Annotated in this window: 15 protein-coding genes; 5 read left to right on the top strand and 10 right to left on the bottom strand. The window is 29.6% G+C overall.

The annotated features are described in order from the left end of the window. Positions 1 to 75: 75 nt before the first annotated feature. Entirely contained in the window at positions 76 to 1077 is a 1002-nt protein-coding gene (gene trpX / locus O3802_RS04575) for a tryptophan ABC transporter substrate-binding protein (protein ID WP_371458489.1), read from the bottom strand. 785 nt (positions 1078 to 1862) lie between these two features. Here trpX and O3802_RS04570 point away from each other — a divergent pair. Beyond that, positions 1863 to 3080 carry an MFS transporter gene (locus O3802_RS04570; protein ID WP_371458488.1) on the top strand — a complete coding sequence of 406 codons (1218 nt, stop codon included), beginning with the start codon at positions 1863 to 1865 and terminating at the stop codon, positions 3078 to 3080. Between the two features lie 42 nt (positions 3081 to 3122). Here the strand turns inward: O3802_RS04570 and O3802_RS04565 are convergent, their stop codons facing one another. From O3802_RS04565 to mutM, 6 genes are all read right to left on the bottom strand, one after another. After that, the gene (locus tag O3802_RS04565; RefSeq protein WP_004633160.1) at positions 3123 to 3407 is read right to left on the bottom strand and encodes a nucleotide pyrophosphohydrolase; all 285 of its coding nucleotides are present in this window, start codon (positions 3405 to 3407) and stop codon (positions 3123 to 3125) included. A gap of 15 nt (positions 3408 to 3422) precedes the next feature. After that, a complete protein-coding gene (rsmA, locus tag O3802_RS04560) occupies positions 3423 to 4283 on the bottom strand; it encodes a 16S rRNA (adenine(1518)-N(6)/adenine(1519)-N(6))-dimethyltransferase RsmA (RefSeq protein ID WP_276766992.1) in 861 nt (286 codons plus the stop codon). Continuing rightward, complete coding sequence (gene rnmV, locus O3802_RS04555; protein WP_371458487.1) at positions 4280 to 4834, bottom strand: ribonuclease M5; 555 nt, start codon at positions 4832 to 4834, stop codon at positions 4280 to 4282. The genes rsmA and rnmV overlap by 4 nt, the downstream gene beginning before the upstream one ends. Positions 4835 to 5070: 236 nt before the next feature. Beyond that, a complete protein-coding gene (locus tag O3802_RS04550; RefSeq protein WP_371458486.1) occupies positions 5071 to 5232 on the bottom strand; it encodes a hypothetical protein in 162 nt (53 codons plus the stop codon). Positions 5233 to 5306: 74 nt separating this feature from the next. Further along, on the bottom strand, positions 5307 to 6155 hold the full coding sequence (locus O3802_RS04545) for a YitT family protein (protein WP_371458485.1): 849 nt from the start codon (positions 6153 to 6155) through the stop codon (positions 5307 to 5309). Positions 6156 to 6174: 19 nt separating this feature from the next. Continuing rightward, positions 6175 to 7035, bottom strand: coding sequence for a bifunctional DNA-formamidopyrimidine glycosylase/DNA-(apurinic or apyrimidinic site) lyase (gene mutM, locus O3802_RS04540; protein ID WP_371458484.1), 861 nt, complete (start codon positions 7033 to 7035; stop codon positions 6175 to 6177). 192 nt (positions 7036 to 7227) lie between these two features. On the opposite strand from mutM, the gene O3802_RS04535 reads away from it, so the two are divergent. Beyond that, positions 7228 to 8520: an LCP family protein gene (locus tag O3802_RS04535; RefSeq protein WP_371458483.1), complete on the top strand. Its 1293-nt coding sequence runs from the start codon at positions 7228 to 7230 to the stop codon at positions 8518 to 8520. A 112-nt stretch (positions 8521 to 8632) separates the two neighbouring features. Then, on the top strand, positions 8633 to 9268 hold the full coding sequence (locus O3802_RS04530) for a YigZ family protein (protein WP_371458482.1): 636 nt from the start codon (positions 8633 to 8635) through the stop codon (positions 9266 to 9268). A gap of 164 nt (positions 9269 to 9432) precedes the next feature. Here the strand turns inward: O3802_RS04530 and O3802_RS04525 are convergent, their stop codons facing one another. From O3802_RS04525 to O3802_RS04515, 3 genes are all read right to left on the bottom strand, one after another. Beyond that, entirely contained in the window at positions 9433 to 10068 is a 636-nt protein-coding gene (locus O3802_RS04525) for an NAD(P)H-dependent oxidoreductase (RefSeq protein ID WP_371458481.1), read from the bottom strand. 108 nt (positions 10069 to 10176) lie between these two features. Next, entirely contained in the window at positions 10177 to 11484 is a 1308-nt protein-coding gene (locus O3802_RS04520; protein ID WP_276766975.1) for an aspartate kinase, read from the bottom strand. A gap of 68 nt (positions 11485 to 11552) precedes the next feature. Next, the gene (locus tag O3802_RS04515; protein ID WP_371458480.1) at positions 11553 to 12704 is read right to left on the bottom strand and encodes a homoserine dehydrogenase; all 1152 of its coding nucleotides are present in this window, start codon (positions 12702 to 12704) and stop codon (positions 11553 to 11555) included. Positions 12705 to 12998: 294 nt separating this feature from the next. Here O3802_RS04515 and thrC point away from each other — a divergent pair, with 294 nt between their 5' ends. Together thrC and thrB are read left to right on the top strand one after the other, a co-directional pair. Next, positions 12999 to 14471 carry a threonine synthase gene (gene thrC / locus O3802_RS04510; RefSeq protein WP_371458479.1) on the top strand — a complete coding sequence of 491 codons (1473 nt, stop codon included), beginning with the start codon at positions 12999 to 13001 and terminating at the stop codon, positions 14469 to 14471. Then, on the top strand, positions 14471 to 15352 hold the full coding sequence (gene thrB, locus O3802_RS04505; RefSeq protein ID WP_371458478.1) for a homoserine kinase: 882 nt from the start codon (positions 14471 to 14473) through the stop codon (positions 15350 to 15352). The genes thrC and thrB overlap by 1 nt, the downstream gene beginning before the upstream one ends. Positions 15353 to 15382: the final 30 nt, after the last annotated feature.

Raw genomic sequence — 15382 nt, 5'->3', positions numbered from 1 at the left:
ACACCTCTTTTATTACTTTTTGCATTACTGCAAAATAATAATTTTTAATTATCATTCATAATAATATCAAGAAAATTATTTTTTATCTACTACTTTTGCTTTATCTTTAATATCTTGCGGAATTTCTATTCCTAATTGTTTTGCTTTTGCTTCATTTAGATAGATAACCCCTTCATTAGCAAGAACAATCGGCATTGTTTTAGTATCTGCACCTTTTAATACTTTAGTTATTACTTTTGCAGTTTCAATTCCTATTTTATATTGATCTACTCCTATTCCAAGTAATCCACCATCTGCAACCATTGTATCAGAAGACGGGAATACCGGAACTTTTTTCGCATCAGTTACTTTTACAACGGTAGCCATTGCGCTAGCAATTGTGTTATCAATTGGCACAAATATTGCATCAGTTTCTGCTGCAAGAGTCTCAGTAACTTGTTGAATATCATTAGTGTTCGCCACTGTTGAAACTTTCACTTCTAATCCTAATTCTTTTGCTAGCTTCTCAGCTTCTTGTGCTTGTTTTACAGAATTGTCTTCACTTGCTGTATAAAGAATACCTACTTTTTTCATTTTTGGTAAAATTTGTTTCATAACTTCAAGTTGTTGCTTAATCGGTGTTCTATCGCTCACCCCTGTAATATTATTTCCTGGGTTATTTTCACTTTTAATCAACCCTGCTTCTACAGGATAAGTGATTCCCGCCATAATTATTGGTTTATCTTTTGTCGCATTTGATAATGATAATGTTGCTGGCGTAGTAATTCCAACTAAAAGATTGTTATTATCACTTACCAACTTTTGCCCCATACTTACAAGGTTACTTTGGTCTCCTTGAGCATTTTGAAGATCTAGCTGTAAGTTTTTCCCAACTATATATCCTTCTTTAGCCAATCCATCTTCTAACCCTTTATAGATTTGATCTAGTGCTGGATGGCTAAGTAATTGTAAAACACCAACTTTAACTTTCTTTTCTTCTACATTCTTTTCTTCACCTTTATTACTTGAATATAATCCATACCCTAAAACACATACTAATAATACTATAAAACTGATAAAAATTTTATTAATTTTCATTTTAAAATCTCCTTAATATATATACATTTATTTGTTTAATTGATAATAATCACTAATAATTTTAGAAGCGTATCTATAATATAAAAAAACCACTAGTTTTATCTCTAGTGGTCTTAAATTTTTAAATTTAAATTATAATAAAATAAATATAAAAGACCACCTAGATAACTCCATGTGGTCATTTCTTAATCATCACAAATAATCCACATAGATACTAACTTCTTGAAGTCGTATCTATGCTAAAAGAACAAGATCGACTCCGTATCTAGTGGCTTTGCCAACGAATATTCAGTTGTAATGTGTCAACTTGATACAGTTTCATGAATTTGTTCTCCTTTACTTTTATTACTTGAGTACAATTATAGCAACTATTTTTTTTATTGTCAAGATATTTTTTTACAAAAGAAAAGAAAATTCTGACAATTTAATTTTTATTAGCATGGTTGCTTGAACTATAGCCTTTATTATATAGAAAAAATAATTAAAAATATATTAGGCTCTTTCTTATTTTTATTATAGATATTTATTAATCATTATCTTACTATTTCCAACACATGAAAATAATTCGTTTTCATTTTTCTCATAAAGCTATTTTAAAAAAATTTAATTTTAAAAAGATAATAAAAATACTGATATTTTAACCTTTAATATGAGTATATCTATTTTATTTAATTTTGAAAATAAAATTGAAAATATATCATTTATTGAAAAATTTTCACTTGAAAATGTATTTTCATAGGAGTATCATAATAATATATAATTTAAATTTATGTTAGGAGATTCTTATGGATAGTCATTCAGACCTCAAAAAAGAAGAAAAATTATTTAACTCAGGTTTTATTACAATAACTACAATTAACTTTATAGTATTTTTAATATATTACTGCTTCGTTGTCATTACAGCAAAATTTGCAACAAGCGAACTTGGTGCTACCGCTGCACAAGCCGGATTTGCCGCAGGTATTTATATTATTGGTACTCTTATTGCTCGTCTTTATATCGGAAAAAAATTAGAATTAATTGGACGCAAACAAATTTTACGTTTTGGAGCAGTAATTTATTTACTTACAACAGCTGCATATTTAATTTCAGCTAATATTATTATTTTAGACACTGTTAGATTTTTAAATGGTTTTGCATACGGAACTATTTCTACTGCAGCAAACGCAATTGTAACAACTTATATTCCAAAATCACGCAATGGTGAAGGAATTAACTATTACGGTTTAAGTACAAGTTTAGCTGCTGCTATAGGTCCATTTATCGGGATGTTACTTCTTCCTATTACTGGATTTAACGCAGTAATTATTTTAGCAATAGTGTTATCAGTTGCTGTAGCCATAGCTTGTTTCTTATTCCCTGTTCAAAATATCGAATTAACTGACAAACAAAAACAACTTCTAAATAGTTGGTCATTGAATACATTTATTGAATACAAAGTTTTATTTATTTCAACAGTAGCTTTCCTTATTGGTCTTGCATATTCTAGTGTTCTTGGATTCTTATCTATTTACGCTGACAGCCTAGGTCTTGCTACAGCGGGAGCATTCTTCTTTGTAGTATATGCTCTTATTATTACAGTAACTCGTCCTTTTGCTGGACGTATATTTGATGCACGTGGAGAAAATGCCGTAATGTATCCTAGTTTTATATTTTTAACTTTAGGTTTGCTAATGTTAAGTTTCACTAACGGTAGCTTCATGTTATTATTCTCTGGTGCCTTAATCGGTCTTGGTTATGGTACATTTATGTCAAATGGTCAAGCTGTTTGTTTAAAACTTGTAGAGCCTGAAAAAGTAGGTATCGCACTATCTACCTACTTTATCGGACTTGATTTAGGCTTAGGATTTGGTCCTTATGCATTAGGAACCTTACACGGCATTTTATCTTATAGCGGAATTTATATTCTTTGTGCTGTTTTAACAGTCGGTGTTACAGTACTTTATGCAATGTTTTATAAAGAAAAAAATATTAAAGTATTAAAACCAAAAACTACTAGATAATATAAAAAGGAAATCTTAAAAAATTAAGATTTCCTTTTTATATTATCTTTTTTCTGGATAACGACGAGCAACGTCTTTTAGCTTTTCTTTTATAATTTCTTTAGGGTCTTCTCCAAGATGATAACACATTGCTAATGAATAAATCAGTACATCTGCAAGCTCATCTTTTATCTCCTGCATATTATCTCCACTTTCATCCCATTGAAAATGTTCTAATAATTCTGCCGCTTCTATTGAGATGCTTTTAGAAAATCTTTCCAAAGTATCGTACTCTCCCCAATCACGTTTAGCTCTGAATTCTGTTATTATTCTTTTTAATTCTTCCATGATTTTCCCCTTTTACTAAATTAAATTATTATTCTTTAGATTATTATACAAATTATAAAACTCTGTTAATGTTAAAGTTTCACTTCTACGTGTAGCTTCTATTTCACTATCAAAACACGACGCTTGAAGATCTTGCTTTTTATCTTTTCCATAGCTTGAGATAAGATTATTAAGTAAAGTTTTTCTTCTTTGAACAAAACATGATCGAACAAATTTAAAGAATTTTTGATCTACTTCAAATTCTTTTTTCTCCTTTGTCATAATTTTCACAACAGCACTTTCTACATTTGGTGCTGGCACAAAAACTTTTTTTGGTACAGTAAATAAATATTCTACATCCGTATAATAATTTAATAAAATAGTCAATGAATTGTAGTCTTTTGTTCCTACTTTTGCATTTAACCTATTAGCTACTTCTCGTTGCATCATTACAACATAACCGTCTATTTTCTCGGTATTTTCTATCAAATGAGTAAGTATCGGTGTCGTAATATAATATGGCAAGTTAGCCACTACCATAATTTTGTCGCAATCACTCATTTTTTCAGCAATAATATTATCTACATCAACCTTTAATATATCGTTATTAATAATTTCAACATTATTATAATCCGCTAGTGTCTCTGCTAAAATCGGTAATAATCTTCCATCTATTTCAAACGAAATAACTTTTTTAGCTTTTTTAGCAAGTGCTTCTGTTAGTGAACCAATACCAGGTCCAATCTCAATAACACCAACTGTTTTATCTACACCGGCACCATCTACTATTCTATTCAAAATATTTGAGTCTATTAAAAAGTTTTGTCCTAAACTTTTCTTAAAAGTAAATCCATGTTTTTTTAGTATTTCAAAAGTTTTTTTAGGTGTTCCTATCATCTCTTATGTCCTTTATTTATTTTATTCATTTCATCTAATAAGCGTTCACGGCTTATATTGTACATATTCAATTTATTTAGCAACTGTTTAGCATTAGTATAGCCTATATTTAATCTTTCACAAAGCTCTTCTCTTAAAATTTTTGAAGTATTGCCACCGACTAAACCTAACTCTAACAATAAGTCATTAGTTATATCATTTTTAACCTCTATCATTGGAGTATAATAATTTTCTAATGCTTTAATAATGTCTTCTTTACTAGCTGCTTCAATCCCGATTTTCCCTTTACTATCGACAGCTTTTTTATTAGAAATATAAGCATGTTTTACAGTCGGGATATTTTTTTCAATAATATTTCTTATTCTTTTCCCAGCATAATCAGGATCTGTTAAAACAATTATCCCTCGTGTCTTTTCTAAATAAATTAATCTTTCAATTTTTTTCTTTGTTAAGGCAGAACCATTAGTTTCAAATGTATCACAATCAACGGCTTCTTTAACCCTATTCGTATCATCGCGTCCTTCCACGACGATTATTTCTTTAATCTTCATTTTTGTATCCTTTTAAAAAAATTCATCAGTCTATTATAACATATTTAAAAAATTTTTGCTTATACTAGCATGAATGTATTAAATAATCTAGTAAATTGTAGGTGATTTCTTGATAAAGACTATATGGATGGCCATCACACACAAATTTATTTTTCAGCTCAAATTTATCTTTAAGTTTTATTAATTCTATCTCCTTACCTTTTTTACAAACTATTATTTCCCAACAATTTTTAAACTTAGCCAAATAACAAGTATGCAGTATCTCTTTCCTGCATTTTCCAAATATAAACAAAAACATTATTATCTCTAATAGTATATACCACCATAGAAGCTTTTTTCCTTCTCTCTACTAAATATACCTTATCTGCTTTGCTTAAATAATTGTATAGCTCTTCCATAACTTTTCTCTCTTTTATACTATAATACTATAAAAAAAGACCTCGCAGAATAATTCTGTGAGGATATTTTTTTTCTAGTGAATATCTTTTTTCTTAAAGTTTCCACCACTTACTTCACTAACTGTTCCAATTGATAGAAAAGCACTTCTATCATTTTTGAATACAATTTTCTTTAGTTTTGATTCTTCTATACGAGTAATAACACAGAAAACTATTTTAGTTTCGTGCCCTGAATAACCCCCTTCTCCATGAAGAAGTGTTACCCCTCTTCCCAATCTGTCCTGAATTTCTTGACTTATTACTTGATAATTACTTGAAATAATCATAACAGATTTAGAATCATTAAGTCCTTCAATAACGATATCCATTACTTTAGAAGCGATAAAATAACTTATCATAGAATAAAGCGCTGCTTCCCATGTGAAGATAAATCCAGATACGATAAAAATTACAACATTTATCCCAAGAACCATCTCACCTACTGAAATTGGTAGTTTTTTCGTTGCGTAAATAGAAAAAGCTTCACTTCCATCAAGAGTTCCACCATTTCTTATAACAAGTCCTACTCCAACTCCTAAAATAATTCCACCAAAAATACACGCTAAAAACGGATCAGTTACAAGTGGTGTACTATCATGAAGCCATACTGTAGCAAGAGATAATACCAAAATACCAAATATAGAAGCAACAGCAAATCCCTTACCTATTTGCTTATATCCTAAATATAAAAATGGAATATTTAGAATAAAGATAAATATCCCTAATGGCAATCCTAAATAATGGCGAGCAATAATAGAAATACCGATTACCCCACCATCAAGAATATTGTTTGGAATTAGGAAAAATTCTAATCCCGCTGCAAAAATTAATGATCCTATAATTATACTTATATACTTTTTCAAAAATTCAATTGTATTTTCCATACAATCCCCCCTTCTTATCTTATTTTCTCTTTTGACAAATCGGACAAAAATGACTAGCACGTGTTTTTATAACAACGTTATCGGTCTTGTGCCCTAAAGGACAAGTTTTTTTACCATAGATTTGATGAAAGTTTTGCATATTTCCTTCACCACCATCAGAATGGACAAAATCTGAAATAGTGGAACCTCCTTGCTCTATCGCAAAAGTTAATATATTTACCAATTCATCAAAAAGTTTTTCTTTTTGTTTTTTCGTAAGCTCAGAGGCCTTAGTTAACGGATGAATCTTTTGACGATATAAAACTTCGCAATCATAAATATTTCCACAACCACAAAATACATTTCCTTCCAGTAACAATGCCTTTATAGGTTGATCTTTATACTTAGGTAATTCTAGTTTTTCTAAAAAATAACTTTTTGCAGTCTGTGAAAAAGGTTCTGGTGCTAAGTCAATAAATGGCTTAAACTTATTTATTTCATCTATATATCGTAATTCTCCAAAACGGCGTATATCACTGTAAACCAATTTTTCTTTAGTATCTAATTCAAAAATAATATGGCGATGATTATAGTAGTTTTTATTTGTAATTTCTGCAATATCTTTTACTACAAAAAATGCTCCCGTCATACCGAAATGCGTAATAATATAACCATTATTTAATATAAAATATAGATATTTCCCTCTACGAGTTAATCCCTCTATATTTTTATTTATAACATTATTAGCAAAATATTCTAACTCTTGCTTTACTATAGTCATTTTATTTTGACTATGTCCTAATTTTACTATTTCTGAATAACTTACTCCTACTATTTTTTTGTTTAAAACTTGGTCTACAAGCCCTAATTTTATATTTTCAACCTCTGGTAATTCTGGCATAATATACTCCTATTTTTAAAAGCTATTAATTATATTTTAATATATATATATGAAAATTTCAAAAATTTTTCTTTATTCTCCTCTAATTTTCATTAAATTTTATTTTATTATTAATGTTTTTTCTAGCATAAAAGAAAAATATATAGTATAATGGAAAAGTTAAATGTTTTTACAAATGAGGTTTAAAATATTATGGACGAAAGAATGTCAAGAAGAAACAGAGTAAGCCGCTCTCGATATCCTCATAGCGGTCGCTCTCAACGAAATAACAACAATAATAATAATAAAAATAGAAGTACACTTAAAACTATTCTGTTATCAGTTTTAGGATTTGTCCTTTTAGGGACTATCGCTTTTGCAGGATATACACTATATAATTTTTCATCTTCTGCTAAAAAAGGATATAAAGAAACTGATTACCTTGCAGAAGTAGATCCAAATTTCAAAAAATTCTCTATTTTAATTCTGGGAATTGATGAGAATGATCAACGTAAAGCTGAAGGACAAACACGTCAAGATAGTCGAACAGACTCGATTATTCTTGCAACAATAAATAAAGAAAAAAAACGCATGGATATGGTTAGTATCCCTCGTGATTCACTTACACTTATGCGTGAAAAAGCTGATGACAATAAAAACAATGCTTATTTCTATGATAAGATTACTCATGCTCATTCTTACAATGATGTAAAAGGTACGGTAAATGCTGTTGAAAATCTACTTAATACACCGATTAATTTCTACGTGTTAATTAACTTTAAAGCATTTGAACAAACTGTTAATGCTTTTGGTGGTATTGATCTTTATGTACCTTTTGATATGAATGAACAAAATGCTAACGGTGAAATGCATACTGTAAAACTTACTAAAGGTTGGCATACATTAAATGGTGAACAAGCCTTAGCCTTTGCTCGTAGTAGATATTATGACAGTGATATAGAACGCGGACAACGTCAGCTACAAGTTATTCACGCCCTTATCGACAAAGCTAAGAGTTTAAACGCCTTATCAAAAATTAATGATGTTATAAATATTGCTGGAGATAATGTAGAGCATAATCTTACTACTACACAAATCTCTACTGCAATAAAAATGTTTATTAACGAGAATATTGAAATAGTATCACATAGAATTAATGGATATGATGTTATGTATGGTGGTGTTTACTACTATTATCCTAAACCATTATCACTTCTATATGTGTCTTCTGCATTAAGAAGTAATTTAGACTTAGAATTACCTAAAGCAACAGATTTACTTAATATTTACTATCAAGGACATATTAATATAGGATTGAAAACATATAGAATAAATAATCTTCTACCTGCAACAAGATTCCCAGCCGTTAATCTCGTTGCCATGGAGCCAGCAGACTTATTAGCTAACTTACCTGATCAATTAACAAAAGAAGATTTGAAAAATGACATCACAGTAAGTAATGAAAATCGTCCATCGGATAATTCATCAAATAACAAACAACAATAATATAACTTAACTCAGAGAAATAAACTTTTCTCTGAGTTTTAGTAATTTATTGACTTTTTATAAATCATATATAATAATTATAACTGGAAATAAAATCCAAGGAGGTTTTATAATGAAAAAATTTATCACTATAAAAGAAGATAGTTGTGATGAATTTGTAGAAAAGAAATCTACTTTTATAACACATCTTGTCAGAGTAACTAATGAAGAAGAAGCCAGAGAATTTATACAAAAAATGAAAAAGAAACATTATGACGCTACTCATGTTTGTTCTTGTTATGTTGTTGGTGATAATAATGAAATAACACGCGCTAACGACGATGGTGAACCTAGCGGGACTGCAGGGGCTCCGATGCTTGATGTTCTTGTTAAAAATGAAATAAAAAATGTTTGTGCTACTGTTATTAGATATTTTGGTGGTACTAAACTTGGAACAGGTGGGCTAGTTCGTGCTTACGGCGGTGGAGTTATTAACGCCTTAAAAAATGCAACGTTAGTCGAACGTAAGGACGCTCTTGAAATAAGATTAGAATTAGACTATAGCCTTAATGGAAAAATAGAATATGAAATAGAAAAAACAAATTTTATCGTAAATAATTTAGAATATACCGACAAAATAATTTATACTATTTACGTTATGGAAGAAGATTATGAATCTTTCCAAAGTTGGATTGCAAATTTGACTAATGGACAATTTAAAATACTATCAATACATGAAAAGCAACTCGAGTTTGACATAAAGAACTAAGTAAAAACACTCTTTCTCTTATAAAGAAAGAATGTTTTTTATTTTATCTATAAAACTTTGACTATATTTTTATTTATTCTTATATTCTTCGATACATTTACCCTCCATTAATAGAATATAAAATTACTAATCATAATTTTTTAATAGTTTATCCCAAATCAAATCTAATTATTTTTCTTTGAAAATTCAGCTATCCAAGATTTTAGTTCTTCTTTTGATTTCTCTACTATTGCATCTTTGTTATTATGCGCTAAGTCCAGACCTTGAACACGAATTAACTTCATTTTTTCAATACCTAAAAGGCTTAATATTCCACGAACATATTGAACTGTAAAATCTAGATTAACATATTGTATATGACTATCAAATTCCCCTCCACTAGTTAAAACAAACGTCACCTGCTTATCAGGATTATCTAGACCTAACATTGTTTCTATTTCGCATTTAAAAGTTTCATTAACTATCATAATATTATCAATATAATCTTTAAATTTCGACACTACATTAAAATTATGAAGCGGCATATAAATAAAAATAGCTTCCGCATTTTTCCACTGTTTAAGCAGTTCCTTTTGACGAAGTTTGTCCTGTTGCTCGCCTTTAGTTAGCTCCTTGCCATCATAATTAAACATATTTTTATCCATTATAGGAATATAGCATTCTGGATTGTATAAGTTTAAAGCTTCAATATTCGTAAAATTATTTTTTCTAAGTTCTTTTTCTCCAAGATTTGCTAATAAATTAGCTATTCTATTGTTATTATCATAATCCGGATGACAAAGTATTTGTAATATTTTCATAAAATCTTCCTCACAAAATTTAATAGAGTTCTTAATAATCTTTACTTTTTCATTATATCATGTTCTAAAAAAACTTCCCAACTAAATCTAGTTAGAAAGTTTAAAAGTTTACTTAAATTCTTGATATATAGTATTTATTGTTTTTTCATAGTCACTATTATGAACGCCGACAATAATATTAATCTCATCGTTAGTTTGTGAAATTAGTGCGATATTTACACCCGCTTCTCCTAATGCTTTAAATAAACGCCCAGATAATCCTTTAGAGTTTTTCATATTTTCCCCTACTGTCGCAATTAACGAAATATCATGGGTAACATTTATTTCATCAGGTTTTATAACACTTTTTATTTTTGCAACAAGCTCATAGATAAACGGACGTATATTACTAGTCTCTACTACAACCGAGAATGAATCTATTCCACTTGGAATATGCTCAATACTAACATTAAAGTCTTCAAAGATTTTCAACGTTCTCGCGATTAAGCCCACTTCATTAGCCATATGATGCTTTTTAATTGTTATAATTGAAAAATCTTTTTTCCCTGCAATTCCCGTAACAATCTGTTTATCTCCGATTTGTTTGTTATCACTAATAATTGTTCCTTCAACATGAGGGGCATTTGTATTTTTAATTTGGATAGGAATATCTTTATCACGAACCGGGAAAATTGCTTCTTCATGTAGCACGCTTGCTCCCATATATGATAATTCGCGAAGTTCTGAATAACTAATCACCTTGATTTCATGTGGATTAGAAATAATACGAGGATCTGCCATCAAAATACCAGAAACATCTGTCCAATTTTCATAAACTTTTGCATTGGCAATATTTGCTATAATAGCTCCACTAACATCTCCCCCACCACGTGTCATTATCTTCACTTCTCCATTTGGAAGACTACCATAAAACCCTGGAATAAGAACTCTGTCGTACTCCCTAACAATTTTATCAAATGCCTCTTGTGTTTTTGGAAAATCAATCTCACCTTGATAATTGTAGAAAATTAAATCTTTTGCATCAACAAAATGATAATCCAAGTATTCAGCCATTAGGAGCCCTGTCAAATACTCTCCACGGCTAACCAAATACTCTTCATCAATACCTTTACCAATTTCTGATTTTAACTTCGCTAGTTCTCCTTCTATATCAAAATTAAGTCCTAGCTCTTCTTTAATGCCTATAAACTTATCTTCTATCATCTTGAAAATATTATCGAAGTTAATATTATATTTTGTATGTGCATAGCAAAGATATAATAAATCTGTAACTTTATTATCTTCTTTATTTGCCTTTCCTACCGCACTTACTACTACAAAACGGCGTGCATCATCTAATCCTACTATATTTTTAACCTTTTTAAACTGTTCAGCGCTAGCTACCGAACTACCACCAAATTTTGCTACTTTTACCATCTTATCTCCTCTTTAAAGTTATCACTTATTGCATATTCCCCATAAACTATCGTTAATTTAAATAATTATTAGTGGAATTTTGCTACTAAATATCTCTCATCTTTAGCTTCTACTTCTGCTACTAAAGATTTAAGTTGTTTTAATGTAATTTCTTTAGTTTCCATATAGAAGTTTCCTTCATATTGTTCTACTTTTTCTATTAATTCATTATTAAGCTGAACTTCTGATCTAATTAGATATTTTTTCTTAGTAAGTTCATCTGAATAACTCAATTCATTTTTTATAACCATATCTCTTCTTGGCACATCTAAATAAATATCTACTATATCTTGTACAATCGCATTACCAGTTGGAAGTTTGCCGGCACCTTGTCCAAAGAACTTCAATTCACCAATAAATGAACCGTCTAACGTTATAATATTATTATTAAGCGGCACAGCTGCTTCTTGAGAATCTTTGCCGAAAATAGATAGCATAACAGAAGTTTCATATTTATTATCTTCTACATTAGTCTCACCGATATACTTAACCGCATAATCATATTTTTTCAAGTAATCTATATCATTTTTCACAATATTTCTCATAGAATATGTTGGAAAATTACTATCTATATGGATATCAAAAGCCAAAGCGTTGCTTAAAATTATTTTGTTAACAACATCCCCACCATCAATATCAGCACTTGGATCAGCTTCTGCGTAACCTAACTCTTGTGCAGTTTTTAGTGTAGAAGCAAATTCTGCATTATTTCTATACATATTATCTAAAATGTAATTGCTAGTTCCGTTAAAAATTCCATAAACACGTTTGATTACATCAACACGACGTGTTCTTTCCAAATTAACTAACCACGGAATACCTCCACCAACACTTGCCTCAAAAATAAATTTCACATTATTTTCTTCTGCTAATGTTAAAAACTCGTCCAAATACTTCGCAGCTACTGCTTTATTTGCAGTAACGACATGCTTTTTATTTTCTAATGCTTTTTTAATAAACTCATAAGCTGGGTTAATTCCACCTAAGCACTCAACAACAACAGAAATTTCATTATCTTCTATAATCTCATTGTAATCGTCTGTTGCTAAATGCATCTTATCACGACTTCTCGCAAAGACACTTTTTACTTCAATATTTTTTAATTCCGCTGTTTTACCGTTAGTAATAATATCGTAAACACCACTACCAACTGTTCCATATCCTAATATCGCTATTTTCATAATATTCTTCCTCACTTCCCAAAAATTTTCTAACTAAATTTTAAGCAGCATTAATTAAAACTCTACTCAGTTTTTAAAGAAAAATTATTTACCTATAAAAATTATTTACCTATAATTATATAGTTTTTATTCAATAAAAACTATAACCTTTTACAACTTTCTGCTGTTTTTATTATAAAATTTAGTGTAAAATTAATGTTATATAATTTTTTTATGTTCTTTTTACAAAAAACACTTGTATTTTTACAAAGAACATTGTATCATATATACAACGATAAAGCAAGGAGATTTTATATGTTTTACGAAAGTACGAGAAATAAAAATAGGAAAATAAATCCTAGTGAAGCCATTCTTCAAGGACTTAGCGAAGAAGGTGGTTTATTTGTTTTAAGAGACCTAGGAGAAAAAAAATTAGATTTAAACAACTTAATAGATAAAAATTATTATCAAGTGGCAGAAGCTGTATTAAAACTTTTTGTTGATTTTACAGATGAAGAAATTAAAAATTGTGTAGAAAATGCCTATCGTGGAAAATTTTCTCATGAAAAAATTACACCATTAGTAGAACTAAGTGATGGATATGTCCTTGAGTTATTCAAAGGACCAACAAGTGCTTTCAAAGATGTTGGATTATCACTTTTACCACAACTTACTAAAACAGCCTTAACAAAAGTTAACGATAAAAATGACATACTTATCTTAACGGCAACAAGTGGCGATACTGGTAAGGCTGCATTAGAAGGTTTCAAAGATGTAGACAGAACAAAAATCATGGTATTCTACCCTAACGACGGAGTAAGTGTAGTTCAAAAGACTCAAATGCAAACACAAGAAGGAAAAAATACAAAAGTTTGTGCCATTCATGGAAACTTCGATGATGCTCAAAGTGGTATTAAAGAATTATTTGTAGATAATGAGTTCAAAAAACAACTACTAGAAAAAAATATAAAACTATCTAGTGCAAACTCAATCAATATCGGTCGACTTATTCCTCAAGTAGTTTACTATGTAGTGGCTTATCTTGATTTAGTTAATAATAAGAAAATAAACCTAGGAGATAAAGTAAATTTCGTAGTACCTACCGGAAACTTTGGTAATATTTTAGCTGGTTACTACGCAGAGCAAATAGGCTTACCTATTAATAAACTAATTTGTGCAAGTAACAATAACAACGTACTATACGACTTTTTAACTACAGGCGTATATGATAAAAATCGTGATTTCCTTAAAACAGTTTCGCCAAGTATGGACATTCTTATTTCAAGTAACTTGGAAAGACTACTTTACTATGTAAGTGGCCGTGATAATGAATATATAGCACATCTTATGAAAGACTTAAAAGAAACTGGACGTTTCGAAGTTACACCAGAAATTCTTTCTATTATAAAGGAAAAATTCCAAGCAGGATATACTACTGACGAAGATACAAAAGAAATTATTAAGAAAATATACAGTAAAGATAATTATCTACTTGATACACATACCGCTGTTGCTTATAAAGTATTATTAGACAATTTGGATAAAAATCATGCTAATGTCGTCTTATCAACAGCATCTCCATATAAATTCACAGAAAGTGTTTATTCTTCATTAAACGCACCTTCTAACGAAGATGAATTTACTTTAATGGAAAAATTACACAAACAAACTAAAGTAGATATTCCTGAAAATCTACAAGGTTTAGATAAAAAAGAAATTAGACATAAAGATGTAATTAATAAAGAAGATATGAAAAAATACATATTAGAGAAATTAGGTGAACTATAATGGCAAAAGTAAGAGTACCTGCTACATCAGCAAATGTTGGTTGTGGCTTTGATAGCTTGGGTATTGCATTAAATCTTTACACAACCTTTGACTTCGAATTGCTAGAAGATGGTGTCGAATTCGTTGGGTTTGAAGAACGCTTTGCCAATGAAAACAATTTAGTTTATACATCACTTCTTACCACATTAGATAGACTTGGAAAAAATATTTCTGGTGTAAAAATTTCTATTCAAAATGATGTCCCTATTTCACGTGGTTTGGGTAGTAGTTCAACTTGTGTTGTCGGAGGTATTTATGGAGCATACTTACTTACAAATACACCAATAGATAGACAAGAAATCTTTACTATAGCGAACGAGATTGAAGGACATCCTGATAATGTATCACCAGCAATCTTTGGTAACTTAAGCGCTTCTTGCACAACTGATAATAACGAGGCTGTAACCGTTACTTACAATGTAGATGAACGCTTTAACTTTTTAGCACTTATTCCAAACTTTGAAACTTCGACAGAAGAAGCTCGTAAAGTTATGCCAAAAGAGATTTTACTAAAAGATGCATTGTACTCACTATCACGTTTAGGTGCAGTAATTAAAGCATTTGAAACTTATGATCTTCCCTTACTAAAAAAAGTTATGGGAGATAAGATTCATGAACCATATCGTAAAGAAATTATTCATGAATATGATAAAGTACGTAATATCTGTCAAAAAATAGATAGTGCAGCATTCTTTATTTCAGGAAGTGGCTCAACACTTATGAATATAGTTGCTGATGAAAATAATATAGAAAAAATTAAAACGGAACTTGCCAAACTTAAGTATAAATGGCAACCTATACTATTAAAAGTAGATACAAAAGGAACTCTAGTAATAGATTAATCTATTTCAAAAGAGTTTTTCAAAAAACTA

The sequence above is a fragment of the Gemella sp. 27098_8_92 genome (assembly GCF_041433685.1).
Classification (GTDB): domain Bacteria; phylum Bacillota; class Bacilli; order Staphylococcales; family Gemellaceae; genus Gemella.
This window is presented reverse-complemented; position numbering and strand designations above follow the sequence as displayed.